The organism is Sphingobium sp. 22B, from assembly GCF_001580035.1.
Lineage (GTDB): Bacteria > Pseudomonadota > Alphaproteobacteria > Sphingomonadales > Sphingomonadaceae > Sphingobium > Sphingobium fuliginis.
Map to the genome: position 1 here is coordinate 43,435 of NZ_LTAB01000023.1, position 24,652 is coordinate 68,086.

General features: G+C 66.2%; 21 protein-coding genes and 1 pseudogene. 11 read left to right on the top strand and 11 right to left on the bottom strand.

All coding sequences use genetic code 11. From position 1 onward, the window contains the following. Nucleotides 1–103: 103 nt before the first annotated feature. From A0J57_RS18550 to A0J57_RS18565, 4 genes are all read right to left on the bottom strand, one after another. Nucleotides 104–1,030, bottom strand: coding sequence for a 3-keto-5-aminohexanoate cleavage protein (locus A0J57_RS18550; RefSeq protein WP_061939172.1), 927 nt, complete (start codon nt 1,028–1,030; stop codon nt 104–106). An 82-nt stretch (nt 1,031–1,112) separates the two neighbouring features. After that, nucleotides 1,113–2,078 carry an NmrA family NAD(P)-binding protein gene (locus A0J57_RS18555; protein ID WP_061939174.1) on the bottom strand — a complete coding sequence of 322 codons (966 nt, stop codon included), beginning with the start codon at nt 2,076–2,078 and terminating at the stop codon, nt 1,113–1,115. Between the two features lie 29 nt (nt 2,079–2,107). Further along, nucleotides 2,108–4,396 carry a TonB-dependent receptor gene (locus A0J57_RS18560; protein WP_158298532.1) on the bottom strand — a complete coding sequence of 763 codons (2,289 nt, stop codon included), beginning with the start codon at nt 4,394–4,396 and terminating at the stop codon, nt 2,108–2,110. Nucleotides 4,397–4,585: 189 nt separating this feature from the next. Further along, complete coding sequence (locus tag A0J57_RS18565) at nt 4,586–5,191, bottom strand: VOC family protein (protein ID WP_202814909.1); 606 nt, start codon at nt 5,189–5,191, stop codon at nt 4,586–4,588. A 346-nt stretch (nt 5,192–5,537) separates the two neighbouring features. On the opposite strand from A0J57_RS18565, the pseudogene A0J57_RS27285 reads away from it, so the two are divergent. Then, a pseudogene (locus A0J57_RS27285) lies at nt 5,538–6,595 on the top strand (FAD-dependent monooxygenase); the annotation flags it as partial. A 282-nt stretch (nt 6,596–6,877) separates the two neighbouring features. After that, nucleotides 6,878–7,321, top strand: a complete 444-nt coding sequence (locus A0J57_RS27290) for a hypothetical protein (protein ID WP_328587044.1) — start codon at nt 6,878–6,880, stop codon at nt 7,319–7,321. A gap of 115 nt (nt 7,322–7,436) precedes the next feature. Here the strand turns inward: A0J57_RS27290 and A0J57_RS18575 are convergent, their stop codons facing one another. Continuing rightward, nucleotides 7,437–7,811 carry a nuclear transport factor 2 family protein gene (locus A0J57_RS18575; protein ID WP_061939178.1) on the bottom strand — a complete coding sequence of 125 codons (375 nt, stop codon included), beginning with the start codon at nt 7,809–7,811 and terminating at the stop codon, nt 7,437–7,439. 141 nt (nt 7,812–7,952) lie between these two features. On the opposite strand from A0J57_RS18575, the gene A0J57_RS18580 reads away from it, so the two are divergent. Next, nucleotides 7,953–8,654 carry a TetR/AcrR family transcriptional regulator gene (locus A0J57_RS18580; RefSeq protein WP_062017324.1) on the top strand — a complete coding sequence of 234 codons (702 nt, stop codon included), beginning with the start codon at nt 7,953–7,955 and terminating at the stop codon, nt 8,652–8,654. Between the two features lie 19 nt (nt 8,655–8,673). Here A0J57_RS18580 and A0J57_RS18585 read toward each other — a convergent pair whose 3' ends face one another. After that, nucleotides 8,674–9,519, bottom strand: a complete 846-nt coding sequence (locus A0J57_RS18585; protein ID WP_062017327.1) for a fumarylacetoacetate hydrolase family protein — start codon at nt 9,517–9,519, stop codon at nt 8,674–8,676. A 130-nt stretch (nt 9,520–9,649) separates the two neighbouring features. On the opposite strand from A0J57_RS18585, the gene A0J57_RS18590 reads away from it, so the two are divergent. The 4 genes from A0J57_RS18590 to A0J57_RS18605 are packed head-to-tail and all read left to right on the top strand — an operon-like array spanning nt 9,650 to nt 16,242. Next, nucleotides 9,650–13,117, top strand: coding sequence for an indolepyruvate ferredoxin oxidoreductase family protein (locus tag A0J57_RS18590; RefSeq protein ID WP_061940515.1), 3,468 nt, complete (start codon nt 9,650–9,652; stop codon nt 13,115–13,117). A 26-nt stretch (nt 13,118–13,143) separates the two neighbouring features. Next, on the top strand, nt 13,144–13,557 hold the full coding sequence (locus tag A0J57_RS18595) for a nuclear transport factor 2 family protein (RefSeq protein ID WP_158298545.1): 414 nt from the start codon (nt 13,144–13,146) through the stop codon (nt 13,555–13,557). Beyond that, the gene (locus A0J57_RS18600; RefSeq protein ID WP_061940519.1) at nt 13,554–15,356 is read left to right on the top strand and encodes an acyl-CoA dehydrogenase; all 1,803 of its coding nucleotides are present in this window, start codon (nt 13,554–13,556) and stop codon (nt 15,354–15,356) included. The genes A0J57_RS18595 and A0J57_RS18600 overlap by 4 nt, the downstream gene beginning before the upstream one ends. 16 nt (nt 15,357–15,372) lie before the next feature. Then, nucleotides 15,373–16,242 carry an NAD(P)-dependent oxidoreductase gene (locus tag A0J57_RS18605; protein ID WP_061940521.1) on the top strand — a complete coding sequence of 290 codons (870 nt, stop codon included), beginning with the start codon at nt 15,373–15,375 and terminating at the stop codon, nt 16,240–16,242. 148 nt (nt 16,243–16,390) lie between these two features. On the opposite strand, the gene A0J57_RS18610 is transcribed toward A0J57_RS18605, so the two are convergent. Both A0J57_RS18610 and A0J57_RS18615 read right to left on the bottom strand, forming a co-directional pair. Beyond that, nucleotides 16,391–17,242, bottom strand: a complete 852-nt coding sequence (locus tag A0J57_RS18610) for a pirin family protein (RefSeq protein ID WP_061940523.1) — start codon at nt 17,240–17,242, stop codon at nt 16,391–16,393. Between the two features lie 12 nt (nt 17,243–17,254). Further along, entirely contained in the window at nt 17,255–17,866 is a 612-nt protein-coding gene (locus A0J57_RS18615; RefSeq protein WP_061940525.1) for an FMN-dependent NADH-azoreductase, read from the bottom strand. A gap of 131 nt (nt 17,867–17,997) precedes the next feature. On the opposite strand from A0J57_RS18615, the gene A0J57_RS18620 reads away from it, so the two are divergent. After that, nucleotides 17,998–18,900, top strand: a complete 903-nt coding sequence (locus A0J57_RS18620) for a LysR family transcriptional regulator (protein WP_061940527.1) — start codon at nt 17,998–18,000, stop codon at nt 18,898–18,900. Between the two features lie 11 nt (nt 18,901–18,911). Here the strand turns inward: A0J57_RS18620 and A0J57_RS18625 are convergent, their stop codons facing one another. Then, the gene (locus A0J57_RS18625; protein ID WP_061940529.1) at nt 18,912–20,117 is read right to left on the bottom strand and encodes a hypothetical protein; all 1,206 of its coding nucleotides are present in this window, start codon (nt 20,115–20,117) and stop codon (nt 18,912–18,914) included. 258 nt (nt 20,118–20,375) lie between these two features. Here A0J57_RS18625 and A0J57_RS18630 point away from each other — a divergent pair, with 258 nt between their 5' ends. Genes A0J57_RS18630 through A0J57_RS18640 form a run of 3 tightly spaced genes read left to right on the top strand, consistent with a single transcriptional unit; the run spans nt 20,376 to nt 23,310 of the window. After that, a complete protein-coding gene (locus A0J57_RS18630; protein ID WP_061940531.1) occupies nt 20,376–21,374 on the top strand; it encodes an efflux RND transporter periplasmic adaptor subunit in 999 nt (332 codons plus the stop codon). Continuing rightward, nucleotides 21,371–22,621 carry an ABC transporter permease gene (locus tag A0J57_RS18635; protein ID WP_061940533.1) on the top strand — a complete coding sequence of 417 codons (1,251 nt, stop codon included), beginning with the start codon at nt 21,371–21,373 and terminating at the stop codon, nt 22,619–22,621. Before A0J57_RS18630 ends, A0J57_RS18635 begins: the two co-directional genes overlap by 4 nt. Further along, nucleotides 22,618–23,310, top strand: coding sequence for an ABC transporter ATP-binding protein (locus tag A0J57_RS18640; protein ID WP_061940535.1), 693 nt, complete (start codon nt 22,618–22,620; stop codon nt 23,308–23,310). Before A0J57_RS18635 ends, A0J57_RS18640 begins: the two co-directional genes overlap by 4 nt. A 10-nt stretch (nt 23,311–23,320) precedes the next feature. On the opposite strand, the gene A0J57_RS18645 is transcribed toward A0J57_RS18640, so the two are convergent. Both A0J57_RS18645 and A0J57_RS18650 read right to left on the bottom strand, forming a co-directional pair. Then, nucleotides 23,321–23,827 (bottom strand): flavin reductase family protein, encoded by a 507-nt coding sequence (locus A0J57_RS18645; protein WP_201030953.1) that lies wholly within the window; start codon nt 23,825–23,827, stop codon nt 23,321–23,323. A 15-nt stretch (nt 23,828–23,842) separates the two neighbouring features. Continuing rightward, a complete protein-coding gene (locus A0J57_RS18650; RefSeq protein WP_061940537.1) occupies nt 23,843–24,646 on the bottom strand; it encodes a TetR/AcrR family transcriptional regulator in 804 nt (267 codons plus the stop codon). Nucleotides 24,647–24,652: the final 6 nt, after the last annotated feature.

Below are 24,652 nucleotides of genomic sequence, written 5' to 3' on the forward strand. Positions count from 1 at the left end.
GTTCCTCTCACCGGCGCTTCATTCCTATCCGTAGATTCCCGGACGGCGCCTGCCTGAACGCGCAAGCGGTCCTTGCCTCATCCTCCTGCCGGCGGGTCCGTGCCTAGAAGGCGACATTGTCGGCGCCCTTGAGGTCAAGGATCGCGCGGGTCTCCTCCGGCGTCGCGACCTCCAGCGACAGAAGTTCGAGGATGGACCGGATCAGCGCGACCTGCTCCGCATTGGATCTCGCCAATTTCCCCTTCCCGGCGAACAGCGAATCCTCCAGCCCCACCCGGACATTGGCGCCGTTCAGCGCCCCCATGGTGACGAACGGCAATTGATGCCGCCCGCTCGCCATCACGGACCAGCGATAGTCGTTGCCGAACAGCTTGTCCGCCAGCCGCTTCATATGGACGAGGTTTTCGGTGTCCGCCCCCGTGCCGCCCAATATGCCGAAGATCGACTGAACGAAAAGCGGCGGCGTCACCAGCTTGCGGTCCAGGAAATGCGCCAGGGTGTAGAGATGCGCCGTGTCGTAGCATTCGAATTCGAAGCGGGTGCCATGCCCCTTGCCCAACCGCTCCAGCACCTGTTCGATGTCCTTGAAGGTATTGCGGAATATCCAGTCGCGCGACGATTCCAGATAGGCGGGTTCCCATTCATGCCGGAATTCGCTGTACCGTCCCAGCATGGGGTACATGCCGAAATTCATCGACCCCATGTTGAGCGACGCCAGTTCCGGTGACGCGCGCTCCGCCGCCGCCAACCGGTCGTCGAGCGACATCCCCTGCCCGCCGCCGGTCGTGATGTTGACGACAGCGTCGCAGGATTGCTTGATGCGCGGCAGGAACCGCATGAAGAGGTCGGGATCGGCGGACGGCCTGCCCGTTTCAGGGTCGCGGGCGTGCAGGTGCAGCACGGCCGCCCCCGCCTCCGCCGCGTCGATGGCCTGGCGCGCGATCTCGTCCGGCGTGATCGGCAAATGGGGGCTCATCGTCGGGGTATGCACCGAACCGGTGATGGCGCAACTGATTATGACTTTGGACATGTCTTCTTCCTTATGCGGCGGCGGCAGGGCAACCGCCGCCGCGAGGGCCGCTCACGGGCGCCCCCGGTTGTCGTTCCAGCGTTCAGCCCTGCTGATCGGGAAAGAAGTGATGCCGATGCTCCATCAGCCAGGAACGGAAGCTGTTGGGCTTGCGGCCCAGCATCCGCTCCGCGAAATTGTTCAATGCCCAGACGACCGAATTGCCATATTCATATTCGAAGAAGGCCCAGCGATACTCGCCCTCGCCCTTGCGGCCCTGACGCTGTTCCAGCAACGGACCATATTCCTTGAGGAAGCCTTCCTTGCTGCCGTCATGGACGATCCGCCGCTTGAAGACGTCGCTCATGATTTCAGCGACGACGGTGGTCGTGAACTGGTCCTGCCCGTTGTTGACGGTGTGGAACTGCGTGATGTGCCGCGCATCGTCCGACAGCAGCACGCGGGCGGCCACTTCAGCGAAATCGCGCGGATCGATCAGCGGAATGTAGCGCTGCGGCCAGATCAGCGTGTCGGTGCGCTGAAGGCCCGGCGCGGTGTAGAGCAGATTGTCCATCAGCGACGCGCCGCAGTTCAGGAAGGTGACGGGCAGGCCGCTCTCGTCCAGCATCGCCTTGGCGATATAGTGCTGGCTGCCGTCGCCGCCCATTTCCCGCAGATGGGCCGGCACCCGGGACGGCGGCGATTCCGGCTCATAGCCGACGACCCGTATGATATGGGTGGCGGCGGCCGCCTGCCGCACCACGTCGATCAGGTTGGTCATGCCCACCTGCTCGTCCAGGCCGGAGGGCGTCACGACGAAAATGCCCTCCATACCCTCCAGCGCCGGGACCAGCGACGCGCGGTCGCAATAATCGGCGGCCACGACCTCGACGCCGGGAAACTGCTTCTGCACCGCCGCGACCTTGGAGGGAGAGCTGGTGATCAGCCGCAGGCGGATGTCGGGCGCGGCATAGCGCACATATTGGGCGAAGGGGCGGCCCATGCGCCCGCCGGCGCCAAAGACCGCTATGCTACGCGGGATTGCCTTGATCGGATATTCGGCAGTCATGTCATACTCCAAAACAGGATTTCGTCCGCTCAGAACCGGGAATTCAGCGTGATGCCGTAGGTCGCGGGCATGCCGGTCAACCGCACCGTCGTGTCCACCGGATGCACCACGCCCATCCAGTGATAGGTGTTGAACACATTGCGCCCCCATAGCTGGACGCGCCAGCGGCCGTCGGCTGTCTCCACCCCCGCCCTCAGGTCGACCAGCGCATAGCCGTCGATCTTGAATTCCGGCGTCCGGCCGAACGCCGCGAAGGAGGATGAGCGATAGGTCACGCCGCCGCCCAGGAAGGCATTCAGGTCCGCCGACAGCGGAATGTCATATTGCGCATCCCCGACGAACTGCCATTTGGGGGTGTTGGGAAAGCTTTCCCCCTCGATATTGATCGGAACGCCCAGCGGATCGGTGATGTTGGCATTCGCCCGGTCGACCGAGGAATCGACATAGGTGCCGCCCGCCGTCAGGCGCAGGCGCTCGGTCGGGTGCAGCGTGACCTCAAGCTCCGCGCCGCGCACGCTGGCCTTCGGCACGCCCTGCAATGCGGGCAGCAAACCGAAAAGCGTGTTTGCGATGCCCAATACCTGCTTGTTCCGATAGTCGTAGTAAAAGGCCGCGCCCGAAATCTGCGCCCGCCGGTCGAGGACCGAAGCCTTGAAGCCGGCCTCATAGGCCAGCACAGATTCCTGCACGACGGGATCGAACTGCGCCGTGAACACCGCCGGCACGGAGGAGAAGGTGCCCGACTTGTAGCCCTTCGTGACATTGGCATAGAGCAGGCTGTCGTCCGAAGGCTTCCAGTTGACGCTGGCGCGCCAGGACAGGTTGTTCTCCGACAGATTGTCCCGATAGTCGCTCTGCCGCTCGAACGTCGTCGAATCCAGCGTGACGCATCCGCCCGGGGATGCCGGGTCTGAAACGCCGTTCGCCAGGAAGTGGACGAAGTCGATGGCGGCCGCCAGGCGCCCGTCGCCGCCATCCTCCAGACAGCCGCTCAACTTGCGCTTCTGGTCGGTATAGCGGGCCGAAGCCTGGATGGTCAGCTTGTCCGTGATCTGATAGTCCAATGCCGCGAACCCCGCCAGCGTCCGGACCTTCTGATCCGCGCGCTGGTTGAAATCATAATAGCGGAACGGACCGATGCCCGAGTTCGAACCGAAGTTCCGGCCGACCGACGTGCCTTTCACATTGTCGTGGCCGTAATTCCCGCCCACGGTGAACGTCAGCCGGTCGGTGGCCTTTCCGGCCAGCCTGACTTCCTGGAAGAAAGTCTTCGCATCGCCCACCAGCGTACCGAAATAGTCCACGAAATCGGTACCGTCATTATCATTGGGGCTATAGAGGCTGAAATCGATATAGCTGGTGATCGCGGTCAGCGTTATGTCGTCCGACAGGTCGACGTCGCTGCGCAGCGATATCTGCCTGAAACTGTCGTCACGCCGAAGATCGGCGCCGACATCCCAGTCGGCCGCGCGATTATTGTCCGGCGCGGAGGCCAGATTGCCGATGGCCTGCGTCACTTCCGGATAGCCATTGGGCAACGCCGCGGCGAAGGAACGGAATTGCGCCGCCTGGGTGTCCGACTTGTCCCACCAGGCATTGGCGTTGAGTTCGAACCGGACGCTATCGCTGGGCGTCCAGTCCAGCAGCAGGCGAACCGCCGTGAAGTCCCGCTGACCGCGCCTGTCATTGGGGCGGGTCATGCTATATTGCCAGTCGCCGCGATATTCGTGCCGCACGGCCACCCGCGCCGCCAATGTGTCGGTCAAGGGACCGCTGACGAAGGCCTGCGCGTCGATCTGGTCGAACCGGCCATAGGTGAGGTCGATGCCCGCCTGCAGATCCTTGGTCGGCTTGGCGGCGATATAGTTGATCGCGCCGCCGGTCGAATTCTGTCCGAACAGCGTGCCCTGCGGCCCCTTCAGCACTTCCACGCGCTCGACGTCCAGGCCGGCGGCCGGCGTCATTGCCAGATAAGGCAGGGGCGCCTGGTCGACATAGACGGTCACGGTCGGGGACACGCCCAGGAAATTGTCGAACAGGCCGATGCCGCGGATGGTGAAGACAGGCACGCCATAGGCGCTCTTCTGGAAAGCGAAACCGGGCGCGATCCTGGCAAGATCGGAGGGGCTGGTAACGCCCTGCTTCAACAGTTGATCGCCCGTCGCCGCGGTAATCGACAGCGGAACGTCGCTCAGCCGTTCGGAACGCTTCTGCGCGGTGACGATGATCTCCTCGGTCGTTGTCCGTTCTTCGGGCTGTACTTGCGCCTGGGCGACGCCAGCCCCGAGGCTTGCGGTCGACAACAACAGGTACAGCAAGCTCTTTCTCTTCCTCACCATCTCTCTCCCACTTTGTTGATGTTATCGCTGTATTTTTATCGATATTCGTGGAAACTGACGTTCTGCCTGAAGCGCGCAGCGTTCAATCGGGTATGGGGCCCGCGCTCCTATTCTCGTTGTGGCATCGTTTCAGGCAGAAAACCGGTGCTCACTTTTCTGCACGATGCTCTAGTCCCGCAGCATCTCATATGGATGAACTCCCGGCGGCAATGACGGACGGCGCAGCAGGTCGGCCAGCTTCTCGCCGTCCCTGAACCGCGCCGCCAGGTCCGCCGGATCGAAGATCACGCCGATGGGATTGGTCGTGAAATCGGGCGAACGGATGAAATCCTGCGCCTCATCCGCCGACATGGTATCCACCTGCAATTCGATGCGGTTTCCATCGGGGTCCCTGTAGTAGAGGGAAATTGTCGGACCATGGTGGATCGGCCAGAACGGTTCTATCCCCTTTTCGGCAAGTCGTTCATAAGTATGGAGCAAGTCGCCAAGATCGCCATAAGTGAAGGCGATATGGTCGAGACTGGCGCGCACGCCTTCCTTGGCCAGGGCAATGCCGGGCTCCTCTACCAGGGCGATGCGGTGATGCTCCTCATCGAAGGTCAGGAAACACAGCTTGGGGGAAGCCGGGGCCTCATGGGCCACGCTCGCCCCCAACACCGCCGCATACCAGTCGCGCATCGCATCGACCGAAGGAGTCCGCAATACGATATGGGCCAATTTCTTGGGTCGAATAAGAGGCGGCTTCGCCTCGGCTCGAGTGGCCAGCTCCATCATAGGTTCACCATCCTCTCAAGGGGGCGCTCCTTTGGATGCGTCCCCCTTTCCCCGCAACCGCCCATCCGGGCGATTCCGCCGTTATTCCTTATCTATGAGATTGAATGACGATATTGTCAATATGTATTCGTCGGCACCTCATGAACGCGCCGGCAAAGTCCGCTAATACCCGCATATGGCTGATAAATCCCCCTCATTTCAGGCGAATTCTGCATGCCACACCTCCCGTCGTAGCTCCAGTCCATAAAGATATTGACGTTTTTGTCATTTTGTGGATATGCCATGACAATATTCAAGAGCGCGCTGTTCGACGCGTATCCGGACGATGAGATGGAGAGAGGCAATCATGCGAGAAATTGACGTTCCGGTTCTGATCATCGGCGGGGGCGGCTGCGGGCTGTGCGCTTCGATTTTCCTGAGCGACCAGGGCATCGAACATCATCTGGTCGAACGGCATGAAACCACCTCGCCCTTTCCAAGGCGCATTATCTGAACCAGCGGACGATGGAGGTCATGCGCAGCCATGGCCTGGACGAGGCGATCTACGCCGTGGGCACGCCCCCGCAATCCTTCCGCACGATCCGCTGGATGACGTCGCTGGGCGGTCAGGGGCCCATGGATCGCCGCGAAATCTATGCGCTGGAGATGATGGATCAGGATTATGTCGCCCTGCTGGAACGCGACAGCCCCAGCCTGCCGAGCAACTATCCGCAGATGCGCCTGGAACCCATATTCCGGGCCGCCGCGGAACAGCGCGCGCCCGGATCGGTGCACTTCAACCGGGAGCTTGTCGACTGGGAAGAGACCGGCGCGGGCGTCCGGGCGCAGATTCTGGATCGGGCCACCGGCGAGACCTATATCGTCCGATCGCGATATATGATCGCGGCCGACGGCGGCCGGACCATCGGGCCGAAACTCGGCATAGCGATGGTGGGACCGACGCAGATGGTGAAGGTCGTGGCGGCACATTTCACCGCCGACCTGTCCGCTTATGTCCCGGACGATACGCTCATCACCCGCCTTCTCAATCCCGACGGAGAGGGTTCCTGGGCCAGCGGGTCGCTGGTCAAGATGGGTCCGAAATGGGATCGCCATTCGGAGGAATGGGTCGTGCATTTCGCCTTCCGTCCGGACGATCCGGAAGAGCTGGACGAATCCTCCATGGCCGAACGGATAAGGGCGGTCTGCAAGCTGCCCGACCTCGATCTCAAGGTCCTTCGCGTCGGCCGCTGGTCGGTCGACCGCGTGCAGGCGGAGCGCGTGCGCGAAGGGTCGATCTTCCTGGTGGGCGATTCCGTGCACCGGCATCCGCCCACCACCGGCCTTGGCCTGAACGGCGGCATTCAGGATACCCATAATCTGTGCTGGAAGATCGCGGCGGTCCTGAAGGGCCAGGCGGACGATGCCCTGCTCGACAGCTATGGGGCGGAGCGCCTGCCGGTGGCGGTCGACAATTGCGACTGGGCCCTGTCGGCATCGCTGAACTTCCGCGTGATCGACATGGCCATGGGCCTGCTGCCGGGCGCGCCGCCTGAAATGAACATGGCCGCGATGGAGAGCTATTTCGCACCGACGCGGGTGGGCGCATCCATCCGCGCCAGAACCGGAGAGGTGATCCGCACGCAGCGGATCGAGTTCCAAGCCCATGACATCGAAATCGGCTTCGCCTACGAAAATGGCGCCATCATGCCCGACGGCAGCGAGGCATCGCCCCGCGATCCGTTCGGCACGGAATATCGGCCGACCACACGGCCGGGCCACCGCCTGCCCCATGCATGGGTGATCGACCGGGGCAAGCGCATGTCGACGCTGGATCTGGTCCAGCCGGGCAGCTTCGTCCTGATCGCGGGCGACCGGGGCCAAGCCTGGGTGGAGGCAGCGGCGGCCGTGGCCCGGGAAACCGGCATTTCGTTGAAGGCCGTCCGGATCAGCGGAGAGCGCGACTGGGAAGCAGTCCGCGAAATCGCGCAGGATGGCGCTGTCCTCATACGCCCGGACCAGCATGTCGGCTGGCGCGCGATGACGATGGCGGCCGATCCGGCGCAGACGCTGCGGCAGGCCTTGGCCGGGATTCTCCGGCCGTCTGCGACCCGGGCGGAGGCATCGGCATTGCAGGCGGCCTCCGCCTGAAGCGCGGCTGCCGGCCTGGAATCGCAATGGCCCGGAAAGCCGCTGGCGGTTTCGCGGCCATTGCCTTCCCCCGACGCGGCCCTGGGAGAAATCCCGCCGCCTAACCGTCTGCCGCTTAATTGCGCGGGTCCTGCGCGGAATCGAAATATTCGTCGAGGCGGCTCAGCCGTCCGTCGCGCACCGTCGCGAAGAAACAACCCGGCACGCGAAAGGGCGTGCCGTCCGGCTTTCGCCCCGCCACGACATGACGCTGGATATATCCATCCTCGGTATAGTAGCGGCGCACGCCTTCATAGCGCAGGTCGGAGAAATCGGCACTCAGCGCCGCACCGATCTCCAGCGCCTGCTCCCTCCCGATCTCGCCCTCCATGACATTGTAGGTCAGGATGAAATCAGGCGACAGCAGCGAGTCCAGAAGCGCCATGTCGCCGCGCACGACCGACATCATGTGGGATTCGGCTATCCGGTCCATTTCCTGCCGGTGCGACATCGACCGCCCTTCCCCATTTCTGTCAGCATGGCATTATTGTCATTTTAATTCGCTCCGCTCAAGGTGTTTTGGTTGTCAATCGACAGGGCTTGGCGATATGACGATGGCCGGAAGACGAAATCCTTGCCTGCTCAGGACGAAATGACGGACCAGCCATACGACATGCCAGAGCCGGACGAAGATTTCCGCGTCCGCGCCGCACGGGTGAAGCGGGAAAAGATGCAGGCGCGCCTGTTCGATGCGATGATGCAGGTCTGCGCCGAAAAGCATCGCCTGCCCAATGTCATCGACGAGGTGATCCAGGCGGCGGGCGTCGCGCGGGGAACCTTCTACAAATATTTCGCCTCGCTGGAGGAACTGGCCGAAGCGGTCGGAACGAAACTGAGCGATGACCTGACAGAGGAATCCCTTCTGCTCATGCCCGAACTGCCGATCGGGCTGCTGGGCACGGCGGGCGGCGTCAGGCTGCTGCTGTCGCGCGCCGCCATCGATCCGGTATGGGGCACCTTCGCCGTGCATTCCGATTTCCTGACGCCCAATACCGCCGTCGGCAAGCTGGCCCGCCGCAATCTGTCGGAGGGGCATGCGGCCGGGCAGTTCGTGTTCGCGCTGCCCGACGTCGCCGTGGACATCGTGCTGGGTTCGGTGGTCGAGGGCATAAGGCGGCTGCTCACCGGAAGGGTCGATCCGGAACTCTATATCTACCAGATGACCATTCACATCCTCCAGGGCCTGGGCGTCCCGCATGCGACGGCGCGCACCGCGACGGAGGAGATCTACGCCTTCTTCACGCAATATGCGCCCGAACGCCTTGGCTGGTGGAGAAGCCTGGGCGCCGCCTGACCGGCCCTCCCGACGCCTCTTACGGTTCGCCCCGCACGTCATTGCGCAACAGGCCGATGCCCTCGATCCCGACCTCGACCGCGTCGCCCTCCTTCAGCCAGAGGGGCGGCTTACGCAGGGCGCCGATCCCGCCCGGCGTGCCGGTGGCGATCACATCCCCCGGCTCCAGCCGCGTCCAGCGAGAGCAATAGGCGATGATCGTCGCGATGTCGTAAAGCATCAGGCTGGTCCGCGCGGACTGGACCACCGTGCCGTTCAGCCGGGTGACGAGGGCGGCGTCCGCGATGTTCGGCAGCTCATCGGGCGTGACGATTGCCGGGCCGAAGGCGCCGGATCGCCAGAAATTCTTGCCGGCGGACAAGGAATGCTGCTGGAATTCGCGCACGCTCCCGTCCATGAAACAGGCATAGCCGCCGACATGGTCCAGCGCGGCTTCCGGCGCGACATGCCGCGCCGGGGAACCGATGACCACCGCCAATTCCCCCTCATAGTCATAGCTGACCGACGCCCTGGGACAGACCAGAGCATCTTCCGGCCCGACCAGCGCGCTGCGTTCCTTGGTGAAAAGGGCGGGCTGGKCGGGCAGGTCGGACACGACTTCATCGGCATGATCCCGATAATTGATGCCGACGCAGATGATCTTGGCGCGCGGATCGAGCGGCGCTTCAAGCTTCGCTTCGCTCCGCGGAATCCGCACATGCGCGTCCCGAAAGGCTTTATCCAGCGCGTCCCGGCCAAGCCGCGCCAGCGTAAAGGGCGCATCCTCCACGGGTCCTTCCGACCAGCCGCCCGACAGCAGGATGTCGTCGCCGTCGAGGAACCCCTCTCCGACAAGCCCGCCGCGTGAGAATTTGACCAGCCGCATCCCTTATCTCCTCATCCCGTGACATTGCGCTTGACAAAGTCATCGAACAAAGTGACGATAATGTCAATCTGATATGACAAGACGGTCAGACGCCTCCGCGGACAAGGAGCGACGGCCCAAGGAGAGCAAAGTGTCATCGAGCGTGTCGATCGCGAGCAGGCCGGATGAGGCGTCCCTCCACGGGGTGGCCCTCGACGATAAATATCGCAGGCGCGACGGTCGCATCATGCTCACCGGGGTCCAGGCGCTGGTCAGGCTGATGCTGGTGCAGGCGGATCGGGACAAGGCGGCCGGCCTGAACAGCGGCGGCTTCGTGTCGGGCTATCGCGGTTCGCCGCTCGGCACGCTGGACACCGCCTTCGCAGGCGCGCGCATGCTCACTGCGGAGCGCAACATCGTCGTCAGACCGGCCGTCAATGAGGAACTGGGCGCCACCGCCGTCGCCGGGACGCAGCAGATCGCGCAGACGCCCGGCGCCAGCGTCGATGGCGTCTTCGCGCTCTGGTACGGGAAGGGACCAGGCCTCGACCGCGCATCCGACGCCATTCGCCACGGCAATTCCGCCGGCAGTTCGCCCCATGGCGGCGTGCTTTTGGCGGTGGGCGACGATCATATCGCCAAATCATCCACGCTGGTGGTCCATAGCGAGGATGTCTGCGCCGCGCTGCGCCTGCCCCTGCTCTACCCGTCCGACGCCCATGAAATCGTCACCCTGGGCCTGCATGGTTTCGCCCTGTCGCGCCACACCGGTTCCTGGGCGGCGCTCAAGATCGTGACGGACGTCGCTGACGCGACCGCGTCGGTCGACGCCGACGAGATGGACATGCCCATCGTCCTGCCGGACATCGCTCCGCCTGCCGGCGGGCTGCACGTCCGCTGGCCCGACCCGCCGATCGAGCAGGAGGCGCGCCAGCAGCAATTCCGCCTTCCCGCCATATTCGAATATGCCCGCGCCAACCGGCTGGACCGGCCGCATCACCGCACCCCCGCCAGCCGCATGGGCATCGTGTCGGCAGGCAAGTCCTGGCTCGACCTGCTGGAAGCGCTGCGCCTGATCGGGCTGGACGAGGCGAGGCTGGAGGCGCTCGGCATCGCGCTCTACAAGGTGGCGATGATCTGGCCGCTGGAACCGGAAGGATTGCGGGCCTTCGCGGACGGCCTCTCGCTGATCCTGGTGGTGGAGGAGAAAGGCCCCCTGATCGAGGGCCAGATCAAGAATATCCTCTACGGCAGCGCCAATGCGCCCCGCATATGGGGGAAGGCGGGCGCGACGGGGGAACCGTTGCTGCCCGCGCATGGCGATCTGACGCCGGAACGCATCGCCGCCGCCATCGCCCCGGCGACCGTCGCGGAAACCGGCGACACGGCGCTGCGCGACAGGATGCAGCCGATCGAAGCCGCACTGGCGGACCAGAGGCGGCTCGCCCTGCCCCCGGCGATCCGCCGCCCCCATTTCTGTTCCGGCTGCCCCCACAATCGCTCGACCGTCGTGCCGGAGGGGAGCCGCGCCACGGCGGGCATCGGCTGCCACGGCCTCGCCGCCTATTTCATGCCGAACACCGCGTCCTGGGCGCAAATGGGGGGCGAAGGCATCCACTGGATGGGCCTTTCTCCCTTTACGGAGGAACGGCATGTCTTCGCCAATATCGGCGACGGCACCTATTTCCACTCCGGCATATTGGCGATCCGCCAGGCCATCGCCGCCAATCTCAACATCACCTACAAGCTTCTCTACAACAGCGCCGTCGCCATGACCGGCGGGCAGCAGGTGGACGGCGAACTGTCCGTCGAACGAATCCTCGCCCAGCTTCATGCGGAGGGGGTCGAGCGGATCGTCCTGCTGTCCGAAGATCCCGGCCGATATGCGTCCGCCAGTCCGGTGCGCGGCCTTGCCCGCGTCGGTCATCGCGACGAGCTGGAGGCGACGCAGCGCGCGCTTCGGGAAACGCCGGGGGTCAGCGTCATCGTCTATGAGCAGATGTGCGCCACCGAAAAGCGCCGCCTGCGCAAGCGCGGCAAGCTGGCCGAACCGCCCGCCCGCGTCTTCATAAACGAACGGGTCTGCGAAGGGTGCGGCGACTGTTCGGTCAAGTCCAACTGCCTTTCGGTGGAACCGGTCGACACCGCCTTCGGCGCCAAGAGGCGGATCAACCAGTCGAGCTGCAACAAGGATATGAGCTGCCTCGACGGCTTCTGCCCCAGCTTCGTCACGGTGGAGGGGGCGACGCCGCGCAAGCGGCAGGCCGCATCCGGGGGCGAGCCCCTGCCCGATCCCCCGGCCCGGACGGCGCCCGACCATGAGCGCATCCTGGTCGCCGGCATCGGCGGCACCGGCGTCGTCACCGTGGGCGCGCTGGTGGCGATGGCGGCCCATATCGGCGGCCGGAAGGCCGGCGTGCTCGACCAGGTGGGAATGGCGCAGAAGGGGGGCGCCGTCACCAGCCATGTCCATGTCGCCAGCGATCCGATCACCGCGCTGCGCATCCCTGCGGGCGGCGCCGACCTGATCCTCGCCTGCGACCAGATCGTCGGCAATGCGAAGGATGTCATGAGCGCGATGGCGCCGGGCCGGACCCGCGTCGTCGCCAATGCCGATGTCGCGATCACCGGCGAATTCACGCGCAACCGCAACGCGGTGGTGAGCGGGGAACTGCTCGCCCGCCGCCTTGCCGAACGCGCGGGCGAGGAAGGTTTCGTCGCCTTCCCGTTCAGCCGCCTGTCCGAAGGGCTGTTCGGGGACGCCATCGGGTCGAACCTGATGATGCTGGGCGCGGCCTGGCAGAAGGGCTGGATCGCACTGGACCGCGAAGCGTTCGAGGCGGCGATCGACCTCAATGGTCAGGCGACCGCAATGAACCGCCAGGCCTTCGCCTGGGGCCGGCGGCTGATCGTCGACCCGCAGGCCGTCCATCGCGCCGCCGGACTGGCCGGGTCCGAACCGGAGACGCTCGATGCCCTGATCGAAGGAAGGGAGGTGTTCCTCACCCAATATCAGGACGCGGCCTGGGCGGCGCGTTTCCGCGCCAGCATCGACAGGGTGCGGCATGCGGAGAGCAGGGTCGGCGGCGAGACGCTGACCCGGACGGCGGCCAACGCCCTGTTCAAGTTCATGGCCTATAAGGATGAATATGAGGTCGCGCGCCTCTACACCGATCCCGCCTTCGCGGAAAGTCTTGGCCGGCAGTTCGACGGCAGGCTGAAGCTGCGCTTCCACATGGCGCCGCCGATCCTGTCGCGCCGGGACCCCGTCACCGGCCAGCCGCGCAAACGCCGCTTCGGCCCCTGGATGCTCTACGCCTTGCGCCTGCTCGCGCCGATGAAGCGGGTGCGGGGCACGGCCCTCGACCTTTTCGGCTACACCGCCGAACGCCGGACCGAACGGGCGCTGATCGGGGAATATGAGGCATTGCTGGAACGGCTGATCGCCGGCCTGTCCCGCGACACGCTCGACGAAGCCGTCGCCATAGCCGCCCTGCCGATGGAGGTTCGCGGCTATGGCCATGTCAAGGAAGCGGCGATCGCAGCCTATCGCGCTGCTCTGGCCGACCGGCTGGCCCATTTCGAACGACCGGCCGGCCGCTCCGCGACCGCCGCATGACCCCCGACCAAGGAATGGAACGCACGATGACCGATCATGGCGCGGCACAACAGCTTATCCTCCGCTACTGGAACGCCCTCGACCGGCGGGACTATCCCGCCATGCTCGACCTGCTGACGGAGGATGTCGAGTGGAAGGTCAGCGCCATGTGCGAAGGGCGCGCGGCGGTTGCGGCCGAACTGGAAAAGCGGCCGTCCAATATGGTAGTGCGGCACATCATTTCGAACATCGTCGTGGACGATGCGCCGGAGGGGCAGGAAGTCTTCTTCCTGCTGACGGCATTCGGCCGCCTGACCGAGGATGGGGACAAGCCGCCCTATCCGCTGGAGCTGCCGCAGATATTGGGCGACATCCGCGCCACCGTGGTCGAACGCGACGGGCAGTTGCGGATCAGCAGGATCGCGGCGAGCCCGGTCTTCAGGGCCGCGCACCGACCATGACCGAACTGATCGACCGGCGCGACCTCGACTGGCTGCTGTTCGAATGGCTGAAGGTCGACGCCCTGCCCGGCAGCCCGGATTTGGCGGGGCAGGAGCGGGAGACGTTCGAAGCCGTGCTCAACCTCGCCTGGCGGTTGTCGGAGCGGGACATCCTGCCCCATTTCAAGGCGTCGGACAGTCGGGAGCCGGCACTGGCGGACGGCGCGGTCACTCTCCTTCCGGCTGTGGCGAACGCGGTGCGGGCCGTTGCCGAAGCAGGCCTGTTCGGCGCGCCCTTCCCCGCCGGGCTGGGCGGACTCGGCCTGCCGCGCTCCATCTACCTGGCCGCGCTGGGCCTCTTGAAGGCCGGATCGATCGGCACCGCATCCTACATCATGCTGACCGTCGCCAATGCCCGGCTGATCGCGGCCTTCGGCTCCGCCGCGCAGATCGAGGCCTTTGCCCGGCCGCAGGTCGCGGGATCGACGCTGGGCACCATGTGCCTGTCGGAAGTGCAGGCCGGTTCCTCGCTGGCGGACATCCGCACCCGCGCAGTTCCCGACGGCAGCGACGAACTGGGCGACCGTTACCGCATATCCGGCGACAAGATGTGGATCTCCGCCGGGGACCATGACATCACGCGCGACATCGTTCACCTCGTGCTGGCGAAAGTGCCCGGACCCGACGGACATATGGTCGAGGGAACGCGCGGCATATCGCTGTTCGTGGTTCCCAAATGGCTGCCCTCCGGCAAGCGCAACGATGTCGCCGTGACCGGGCTCAACCACAAGATGGGCTATCGCGGACTGTCCAATTGCGTGCTGCGCTTCGGTGACGGCGGGGGCGCTGTCGGCTGGATGATCGGATCGCCCGGCCAGGGTCTGACGCAGATGTTCCAGATGATGAACGAGGCGCGGGTGGGCGTCGGCCTGGGCGCCGCCATGCTTGCGCTGCGCGCCTACCGGCTGTCGCTGCGCTATGCGCAGGAACGCATGCAGGGCCGTCCGCTGGACCAGCGGCGGGATGCCGCCGCGCCGCCCGCGCCGATCATCGCCCATGCCGACGTCCGGCGCATGCTGCTGACCCAGAAGGCCTATGCCGAGGGGGCCATCGCACTCGTGCTCTATTGCGCTCGCCTGATCGACGAGGAAGGCAATGGCCCGACCGCGCAGCACCGCGGGACAGCCGCCGACATCCTCGCCTTGCTGACCCCGATCGCCAAGACCTGGCCTTCCGAATGGGGACTGGCGGCCAACGACATCGCGATCCAGATCCACGGCGGCTATGGCTATACCCGCGACTTCGATGTCGAACAGTTATGGCGCGACAACCGCCTCAACGCGATCCATGAAGGGACGACGGGCATCCAGGCGCTCGACCTGCTGGGCCGCAAGGTGCTGCGCGAGCGGGGCGCCAGCGTCGCCGCTCTCGGCCGGCGCATCGCGGACACGGTCGGACGGGCGGCGGGCCATGCCGGCACGGATGCGCTGGCGCCCATGCTGGAACGGCATTGGCGCGGATTGACGGACAGCATCGACATGCTGCTTGCAAGACCCGACGAAGCCGCCTCGCTGGCCGACGCCACGCCGTTCCAGTCCGCCTTCGGCCATATCGTCGTGGCGTGGCTGTGGCTCGACATCGCGGCGCTTTGCGCGCAAGCCCTGGCGGACGGATCGGCCCGCGACCGCAATCATGCCCTTGGCAAGTTGCGGGCGGCGCGCTGGTTCTTCGAAACCGAACTGCCCCGGGCGGCCCTGTGGCTGGATCAGGTCAGGGAAGCGCGCGACACGGCCCGCGCCATGCCCGTGGAAGAATTTTAATCGCATAGGTGACATCATGAGTCTTGCTGGAAAAACCCTGTTCATCACCGGCGGCAGCCGGGGCATCGGTCTGGCGATCGCATTGCGGGCGGCCCGCGAAGGCGCGAATGTCGCGATAGCGGCGAAGACGGCGGAACCGCACCCCAAGCTGCCCGGCACGATCTACAGCGCGGCGGAGCAGATCGAGGCCGCGGGCGGCAAGGCGCTGCCCCTGCTCGTCGACGTCCGCGACGAGGAGGCGGTGCGCGCCGCCGTGGAGGCCACGGCAGACCGCTTCGGCGGCATCGACATCTGCGTCAACAATGCCTCCGCCATCAACCTCGCCCATAGCGAGGAGATCGACATCAGGCGCTTCGACCTGATCCAGCAGATCAACATGCGGGGCACCTTCGTCACGTCACGGGCCTGCATCCCCTATCTGCGCCGCGCCGCCAACCCGCACATCCTGGCGCTGTCCCCTCCGCTGGAGATGCGCGCCGACTGGTTCGGCCAGCATCTGCCCTACACCCTGTCCAAATATGGCATGTCGATGGTCATGCTGGGCCTTGCCGAAGAACTTCGCGGGGACGGCATCGCCTGCAATGCATTGTGGCCGCGCACCACCATCGCGACGGCCGCCGTGGAGTTCGCGCTGGGCGGCGACGCCATGCTGCGCCAGTCCCGCCGGCCGGAGATCATGGCGGACGCCGCCTGCGCCCTGTTCGCCCGGCCCGCGCGGCAGACCAGCGGCCAGTTCCTGATCGACGACGACATACTCGCGGCGGAGGGCGTCACCGATTTCTCTCCCTATGCCGTGATTCCGGGAGAGCCGCTGCGCGTCGACATATTCGTCGACGAGGCATGGCCCGCGCCCGGCCGGCCCGTGCTGGTGAACACCGACGGCTAGAGCGCGCCGCGTTGAATCGAACGCAGGTCGCGCGCGCCAGGTTGCTGTTGTCAATTCCTGTCCGATGGCGTCGGCCCGGCCGCTCCAGATCTTTGTTCAACGCGTTCTCCAGGCCGTCGAACTCGATTGCCGATCGATGCGGGCAGGATCACAATTCGGTGAATCTGCCCGCCCGATAGTCGGCATAGGCCCGGACGATCTCCTCTTCGCTGTTCATGACGAAGGGGCCGCGCGCGACGATGGGTTCACCGATGGGCCGGCCCGCGAACAGCAATATATGGGTCGGCCCATCCATCGCCGCGAGTGGAATATGCGATCCCGAACTCTCTTCCTCGCCTGTCATCCATCCGATCATGTCTTCGCTCAACATGGTCCGGTCGCGGCCCGCAAGCACGGTTCCTTCCAGCACCACCAGGAAGCCATTATGGCCGGAGGGTATGTCGATGCGCGCCTCCCCCTCCGCATCGAGCCGAAGGTCGACCATCAGGACCGGCACATGGTTGAGCGTCGGCGCCGTCAACCCGTCCAGGGCGCCGGAAAACAGGCGATATTCTCCGCCCGGCCATTGGCGATGCGGCATGTCCCCGGCCAGCAGCGTCTGGTAGCGCGGGGGCGCCATCTTCGCATGCGCGGGCAGGTTGACCCAGAGCTGGAGGATGCGATTGGGCCTGTCCTCCGCCGTCCTCTCGTCATGGACGACGCCGCGCCCCGCGGTCATCCACTGCACGTCGCCCGGCCCGATCACGCCGGAACTGCCCATGCTGCTGCGATGATCGACCTGCCCCGCGATGACATAGGTCACCGTTTCCATGCCGCGATGGGGATGCGGGCCAAAGGCCGACGCGCCCAGACGATCGTCCGCCAGCGCAAGAAACGGATCGCTTTCCGCCGCCTCGGCAAAGTCGATCAGGATGCGGACCTGATGGTCGGGCAACGGCCCGCGCCGGACGGGGGGATCGGCCAGCCGCGCAATGCCCCGGGGAACGGAATGGGTCGTCATGGCGGCGGCGGATCAGGCCACGGCCAGGGCGGCGATCTGCGCCTCTGCCGCGGCCATCGCGCTGACCCTGTGCGCATCGCTGAGCGCCAGGCCTTCGGCGCGGACGATCTCCACGTCGGTGATGCCGATCATCGCGAACAGGGACAGGATCAGCCGCTCATGGTGGTCGATCGCCGCCAGCGGCGTGCCTTCGCTGTAGATATTGCCGCGCGAGGAGACGAGGATCACGCGCTTCCCGCCCGCAAGCCCCTCGACGCCCTTTTCCGTGTAGCGGAACGTCTTTCCGGGCGCGAGCAGACGGTCGATCCACGCCTTGAGCTGGCTGGGGACGGTATAATTATACATGGGCGCGCCGATCACGACGACATCCGCCGCCAGGAATTCCTCCAGCGCCGCCCCGCTGTCGGCCAGATCCGCCTGAAGCTCCGGCCCGATCTCCCCGGCCAGACCCGCGACGGCAGCCGCGAAAGCCGGGGAAAGATGCGCGACCGGAGAGGCGGCGAGGTCGCGATAGACAATCTTCGCGCCGCCTGCCTGCGTCAGCTTGCCGACGACGGCGGCGGAAAGGCGACGGGAAGCGGAATTATCCCCCTGTATGCTGGAATCGACGTGCAGAATATTCATGGGATGGGTCCTCTAAATCTGTCGAAGTCCCTTATGAATGGCTGCCGGGGAAGAGAAAACAGCGATAATCTGAAAGTAAAGTTCCCGAATTGGCAACATTGCCCCAAGGCTGCATCGCCAAGGATTGTCTCATGATCAATATCAACGACCTCTCCCTTTTCCACAGCATCGTGCAGCATGGCGGGCTGACCGCCGCGGCGCAGCAGACGGGCGTGCCCAAATCGCTCCTCAGCAAGCGGCTGGCGCGGCTGGAGGCCGATCTGGGCGTGCGGCTGATAGAGCGCTCGTCCCGCCGTTTCCGCGTCACGGAGATCGGGGAGGCCATATACCGGCAGTCCGAAACGGTGGTGGCCGGCGTGGAGGCGAGCGTCGCGCTGGCCGCCAAGGCGCAGATGGCGCCGCATGGCACCATCCGGACCGCCTGCCCGCCGGGCATCGCGCAATATATGGTGGCGGGCCTGCTGCCGCGCTTCATGCAGCTTTACCCGCAGATCCGCATCCGCATGATGATCACCAACCGGCGCATCGACCTGATCGAGGAGCAGGTCGACGTGGCCTTCCGCGTGCGGGACCGGCTGGATTCCGACACATCGCTGACCATGCGGATGCTGGGCCACAGCAAGCGGGTGATCGTGGCGGCGCCCGCGCTGGTTCCCGACCCTGCGGCGATCACCTTCCAGCATATTGGCGAGATGCCGGCCATATCGATGACGGAGACGGTCGAGCGCGACCGATGGCGCCTGCTGGGTCCGGATGGCGAGGAACAGTTGCTGACGGTCCAGCCGCGCCTGGGTTGCAGCGATTTCTCCGTCTTGATGGAAGCGACACTCGCCGGCACCGGAGTCGCGCTGTTGCCTGAAGAGATTGTTGACGACGCGCTCGCGGACGGGCGGCTGGTCCGCCTCATGCCCGGATGGCACAGCATGGACGGGCTGGTCCATATGGTCTTCACCGGCCGCCGGGGCCTGCTGCCGGCGACGCGCGCCTTCATCGATTTCTTCGCTGAGGCCGGCGTCCGCGACAAGGGACGGTAAGGCGCCGCCGGTCAGGCCGCAGCCCGCCGCATCCTCCCGCCGCCGACCGTCACGGCGCAGAACATCGTCAGGATCGCGATCAGCGCGAGGCCCGACCCCGCATATATGATGGTCCGGAATGTCGCATGCAGCAGCAGGAATGCGGCGAGCAACTGCCCGACCGACATGCCCAGCGCCTGCGTCGCGCTGCTCAGGGCGGCCAGCCGCCCGGACAGGTCCATGGATGCGACGACCCCGAAGAAGAAGGGCAGGCTGAAGATCCAGCACAGCATCATGATCGTGGCGATCGCGTAGAAGCGTTGCGCATCGAGCGGCATTGTAAGCGCCGACATGGCGATCGACAGCCCCGCCGCCCCCAGGGCCAGCGCCGTCATCCTGCCAAGACGACCGCCCAAGGGCCCGACGAGCAAACCCGCGCCCGCGCCCACGAAACCCGACAGCGCCAGAGCGCCGCTGATGTCGCCGGCGGCTATTCCACTCGCGGCGGCGATCTGGGGCGCGAGTGGCCAGACCGCACCCATGGCGCAGACAAGGAGCAGCGTGCCGGCCAGGCCGAGCAGCCCCGGCGCCAGGTTCCCCGCGCCGCGCCCGTCCCCGCCCCGGGGAGGAAGCGCGGGCGCGCGGCGCGGTATGCCGAGGGCGGACAGTCCGAAAATCAGGCTGTAGAGGAGGACGAGGACCAGCACCCCCACCGGCCTGTCGCCCAGACCGAGCCGGTCGATGGCCATGAAGACCAGCGCCGACCCGGCAAGATTGCCCGTCACCACGAATCCGAAGGCGCGGTCGGGCCGGGCAAGCGAGGCCAGGGACGCCACGCCGACCGCAGAGATCATGCCTTCGCCCAGGCCGGCGCCGAAGCGGGACGCCATGGTCGGGAAAACCAGATCGCGATGCAGGCACCAGAGCGAAAGCAGATGGAAGGCCATCGCCACGCCCACCGCGGCGATGGCCAGCGCGCGGCGGTCGAGGCGGGACAGGAGCAGCGGGGAAAGCAACAGGCTGAAGGTCATCCCGGCAAGCTCGCACGAACCGGTCATCGACGCCTGTGCCGGGGAGAAACCGCCCGAGCGAACCAGCGCGCCCAGCAGGGCCGGAAGGATCGCGATGCCGATGCCCCCCGGCTGGCAGAGGCCTATCATGGCCGCGACCGAAAGCGGGCCGGGATGATGAGCGCCGCCGGTTTCGCCCCGCCTCTGTTCCGCAATCGCCTCCGCCATGACATTCCTCCCCCGCCATCATGGATAATCGCGTCCGAAGAGGAAACTGCGGCATCGGGAAAGCATAGTTGCCGGAACGGCAACCTTGCGGAAAAGGCGCAGCGCCCGGAATCTGGCCATGACGGCCAGTGCATCCTCCGGCGATGCCGATGCGTAACTCTACCTATGGCGCCGTCCGGGGCGCTGGCGGAAAATCCCCGATGGTGGGCAGGGACGGCGCCGCAGGCAATCGCAACGCATGATGATATGGCAGGGGGAATGAAACGCATCACGCTCTGGCTGTTGCCGCCGGCGCTGCTGGCGGGCGCCGCCGCCTATATGCTGATGGGCGGGCGGCCGCGTGAGGTATCGACCGCGCCCGCGCGCATCGGGGAAGCGGTGGAACTGGTCTATGCCACCGGCTTCGTCGAGCCGGAGCATCCGGTATCCGTGGTCGCGCGCCTGACCGCGCCGGTGCGGCAGGTGCTGGTCGATGAGGGCTACCGGGTGCGGCGCGGCCAGCCGCTGATCCTGCTGGACGATGAGGAACAGCGCCACGCCCTGCAACAGGCGGGCGCGCAACGCCGCGTCGCCATGCAGGACGCGGCGCGCGTGATCGCGCTGTTCGCCTGGGGCTGGGTCACGCGGGCGGCGCGCGATCAGGCCGTCGCCGCGGCGGACGGCGCCCGGGCGGCGGAGGACAGCGCCGCCGCCCGGCTCGATCAGATGGCGGTGCGATCGGGCATGGACGGCATGGTGCTGCGCCGGGATGTGGAGCCCGGCGACCTCGCCGTGCCGAGCCGTACGCTGATGACGCTGGGCGATCCCGCCCGCATCCGCATCACCGCCACCATCGACGAACGCGACGTGCCGCGCATCCGCCCCGGCCAGCCCGCGCTCATGTCCAGCAACGCCTGGCCCGGCCGGGTGCTGCGCGGCCATGTGCGGGACGTGACGCCCGGCGGCGATCCCGAACAGCGCGCCTTCCGCGCCCGGATCGTCACGGATACGCCCATGGCGATGCCGCTGGGCCTGACGCTGGAGGTCAATATCGTGACGCGCCGGGCGCTGCAGGCCCTGCTGATCCCGGCAACGGCGGTGAGCGATGGCCGGGTCTGGGTGGTGCGCGACGGACGCGTCCATGAACGGGCGGTACGGACGGGGATCGCCGGCCCCAGCGATACGCAGATCCTGTCCGGCCTGAGGCGGGGCGAGACCGTCGTCGCCAGGCCCGATGACGGACTGCGTGAGAACGGCCGGGTGCGGACCCGGCGATGAGCGGGCAGTTCGGCCTGCTCGTCGCCGTCGCGCTGCGCCACCTGGCCGGGCGGCGGCGGCAGACCCTTGTCGCGGTCAGCGGCGTCGCGGTCGGCGTCGGCTTTTTCCTGGCGGTGTCCGCGATGATGATCGGCAGCCAGAATGATTTCGTGAAGACGCTGATCGACGCCGCCCCCCATATCGTGATTTCCGACGAACTGCGCAGCCCCCCGCCCCAGCCGGGCATCCGCGCCTATCCCGGCGCGGCCATCGCCCTGCGCCATTACAAGGTGCGCAACGAGGTTCGGGGACTGAAGGGCTGGGCCGAGATCCTGCGCGCCGTCGACGCCGAACCGGGCGCGGTCGGATCGCCCAGCCTGACCGGCGCGATCACCCTGCGCAGCGGCGGGCGGGAGGAGGCGCTGACCGTCATCGGCGTCGACCCCGCCGTGGAGGAGAAGGTGAGCAGCGTCGACGACAAGCTGCGCATCGGCCGCCTGCGCGACCTGGAAAGCACGCAGGGCGGCATCATCATCGGGGAGGAGATGGCCCAGCGCCTAGGCCTCGCCATGGGCGACGTGGTGGGCGCGACCCCGGCTTCGGGCCAGGGCCGGTCGCTCCGCATCGTCGGCCTGTTCAAGCGCGGCCAGAGCCAGTTGGCCGCGACCGCCGGCTATGTGCTGCTGCGGGAGGCGCAGTCGCTGCTGGGCCGCCCCTTCATCATCAACCGCATCGGCGTGCACCTGAACGATCCCTATGCCGCGCAACCGATCGCCCGGCGGCTGGAGGCGCGCTTCTCCTACAAGGCGGAAAGCTGGCAGGAACGGTCCGCCGACTTCCTTTCCCTGCTCGTGACCCGCAACGTCATCATGTACAGCGTCGTGTCCGCGATCCTGCTGGTGGCCAGTTTCGGCATCTACACCGTCGTGTCGAACAGCATCAACGACAAGCGGCGCGACATCGCCATCATGCGCTCCATCGGCTTTTCGGAGGGCGACCTGCAACTGATCTTCGTGATGGAGGGGCTGATGCTGGCGCTGATCGGCATCGCTGCGGGATGGCTGCTGGGCTATGGGCTGATGGCGATCCTGGGCTCGCTGGAATTTCCGATTGCGGGCGAAAACCAGCGCCTGCCGCTCGACCGGTCCGCCCGGCAATATGCGATCGCGGCCGGCGCGTCCCTGCTGGCCGGGGCCGTCGCGGCCTGGCTGCCGGCACGCAGGGCGTCGCGCGTCGATCCCGTCGACATATTGCGGGGCGCGATATGAGCGCGATCATGCAGGCGGAGGGATTGTCGCGCAGCCTGCCGGGCACGCCGCCCGTGCCGCTGGTGACGGACGTGGCCATCGCCATCCAGCCGGCCAGCTTCGTCGCCATCGTCGGGCCTTCGGGCTGCGGCAAATCCTCGCTGCTCTATCTGCTGGGGCTGCTCGACCGTCCGACCGGCGGCCATATTCTGTTCCAGGGCAGGGATATGAACCCGCTGACCGGCGATGAGCGCGCCCATATCCGGCTGGCGAGCTTCGGCTTCGTGTTCCAGTTCCATTTCCTGCTGCCGGAATTCACCGCGCTCGAAAACGTCATGCTGCCGATGCGGCGGCTGGGGCGGCTGTCGCGGGGGCAGGCGCGGGACAAGGCGCAGGAACTGCTGCAAGCCATGGGACTGGGCGCCAAGAGCGGCAAGACGCCCGATCGGCTTTCGGGCGGCGAACGGCAACGCGTCGCCATCGCCCGCGCCATCGCCAACGACCCCGCGCTGGTGCTGTGCGACGAGCCGACCGGCAATCTCGACAGCCAGAACAGCGCCCGCGTGGTGGAACTGTTCCGCAGCCTTGCCCATGATCAGGGCCGCGCCGTGGTCTGCGTCACCCATGACGGCGATGTCGCCGCCGCCGCCGATGTGCAGATTTCGATGCTGGACGGGCGGATCAGCGAAACCAGCATCCGGCCGCGCTGACGGCGCGCCGTCAGGCCGCCTGCAATTCGCTGAGGTCGGTATGCGTGCCCAGGCTGCGCGAATAATAGGTCAGCGGCGAACCGGTACGATTGATCACCTGACGCACCAATCCAATGACGACGACGTGATCGCCCGCCGCGATCAGGCTTTCGACGTCGCAGCCGATCCAGCTCAGCACGCCCTGCAATTGCGGGACGCCATGTTGCAGTCGCCATTCCACCCCGGCGAAGCGGTCGCCCTCCCGACTCGCGAAGGAACGGACCAGCCTGTGGTGATCGGTGCCCAGCACATTCAGCGCGAACGTCCCGGTCGCGCGGATCGGGGCCAACAGCTTCGAACGCCGGTCCAGGCAGGCGAGGACCATCGGCGGGTCCATCGACAGCGACGAAAAGGCGCTTACCGTCGTACCGTAGGGAATGCCGTCCTGATAGGATGTCATGATGGAGACCGGCGCGGCGACCGATGCCATCGCATCGCGAAACTGCGCCTGAATGTCTTCGGCAATGTCAGTGGTCAAGACTGCTCTCCGCTGTCAGGATGATGATGATGTTCCGGCGACCGCCCATGGGCCGCTCGCCGCTGGGGCGCGGGCCGCGGCATCCCCGTCGACCGTCGCCGGCCCGGTGGCGATGGATGCCCGATCGCCGCGCTTACCCCCGCACCCATAGGCCGCCATGAAGACGTCGACCGCCGCATTTACCGACCGGGCGATCTGCTCCGGCCCCGGCCTGTCGATCAGCCGCACCAGGAAAGGCAGGATCAGACCGGTCTGGCACAACAGGCAGAACTGCTCCGCCGCGCGCAGCGGATCGTCCGCATGAAGCTCGCCCCGCTCCACCGCCCGCCGGATCAGCGCGGCCAGATGATCATGGACGACCTGGGGACCGCTCTCGTGGAAGGCGCGGCCGACATTGGGGAATTTTTCCGCCTCATGCATGCTGATCGTCATGAAGGCGCGGGAGGATTCCTCCAGCAGCAGATTGATGAAGCGCGTGCCGACAGCGCGCAGGACGGTCTCGGGATCGGCCTCGCCATCCCCGTCCCTTGCGCCGTCGAGCATGGCGAAGGTCGCCGTCGCCCGGCGGCGCAATTCTTCGACCATCACCGCCTCGAACAGCCGCTCCTTGCTCTCGAAATAGCTGTAGAGCGTCGCCTTGGACCCGCCGGAACGCCGGGTGATGTCGTCGATCGACGTGCCCTCATATCCCTTCTTCAGGAATATGCGCGCCGCCGCCCGCACGAAAGCGGCGCGGCGCTTCTTCCGCAGCTTCGTTTCCGCGCCATCCCTGGCCGGTGCCTTCGCATCGCGCGCTGCTTTTCCAGACGTTGCCATCATTCCCTC

Excerpts from the sequence above, each read along its gene's own strand:
- A0J57_RS18550 (WP_061939172.1), bottom strand. The coding sequence starts at position 1,030 with ATGTCCAAAGTCATAATCAGTTGCGCCATCACCGGTTCGGTGCATACC.
- A0J57_RS18555 (WP_061939174.1), bottom strand. The coding sequence starts at position 2,078 with ATGACTGCCGAATATCCGATCAAGGCAATCCCGCGTAGCATAGCGGTC.
- A0J57_RS18565 (WP_202814909.1), bottom strand. The coding sequence starts at position 5,191 with ATGATGGAGCTGGCCACTCGAGCCGAGGCGAAGCCGCCTCTTATTCGA.
- A0J57_RS27290 (WP_328587044.1), top strand. The coding sequence starts at position 6,878 with ATGCCCGACGGCAGCGAGGCATCGCCCCGCGATCCGTTCGGCACGGAA.
- A0J57_RS18575 (WP_061939178.1), bottom strand. The coding sequence starts at position 7,811 with ATGTCGCACCGGCAGGAAATGGACCGGATAGCCGAATCCCACATGATG.
- A0J57_RS18580 (WP_062017324.1), top strand. The coding sequence starts at position 7,953 with ATGACGGACCAGCCATACGACATGCCAGAGCCGGACGAAGATTTCCGC.
- A0J57_RS18595 (WP_158298545.1), top strand. The coding sequence starts at position 13,144 with ATGACCGATCATGGCGCGGCACAACAGCTTATCCTCCGCTACTGGAAC.
- A0J57_RS18600 (WP_061940519.1), top strand. The coding sequence starts at position 13,554 with ATGACCGAACTGATCGACCGGCGCGACCTCGACTGGCTGCTGTTCGAA.
- A0J57_RS18605 (WP_061940521.1), top strand. The coding sequence starts at position 15,373 with ATGAGTCTTGCTGGAAAAACCCTGTTCATCACCGGCGGCAGCCGGGGC.
- A0J57_RS18610 (WP_061940523.1), bottom strand. The coding sequence starts at position 17,242 with ATGACGACCCATTCCGTTCCCCGGGGCATTGCGCGGCTGGCCGATCCC.
- A0J57_RS18615 (WP_061940525.1), bottom strand. The coding sequence starts at position 17,866 with ATGAATATTCTGCACGTCGATTCCAGCATACAGGGGGATAATTCCGCT.
- A0J57_RS18620 (WP_061940527.1), top strand. The coding sequence starts at position 17,998 with ATGATCAATATCAACGACCTCTCCCTTTTCCACAGCATCGTGCAGCAT.
- A0J57_RS18625 (WP_061940529.1), bottom strand. The coding sequence starts at position 20,117 with ATGGCGGAGGCGATTGCGGAACAGAGGCGGGGCGAAACCGGCGGCGCT.
- A0J57_RS18630 (WP_061940531.1), top strand. The coding sequence starts at position 20,376 with ATGAAACGCATCACGCTCTGGCTGTTGCCGCCGGCGCTGCTGGCGGGC.
- A0J57_RS18635 (WP_061940533.1), top strand. The coding sequence starts at position 21,371 with ATGAGCGGGCAGTTCGGCCTGCTCGTCGCCGTCGCGCTGCGCCACCTG.
- A0J57_RS18640 (WP_061940535.1), top strand. The coding sequence starts at position 22,618 with ATGAGCGCGATCATGCAGGCGGAGGGATTGTCGCGCAGCCTGCCGGGC.
- A0J57_RS18650 (WP_061940537.1), bottom strand. The coding sequence starts at position 24,646 with ATGATGGCAACGTCTGGAAAAGCAGCGCGCGATGCGAAGGCACCGGCC.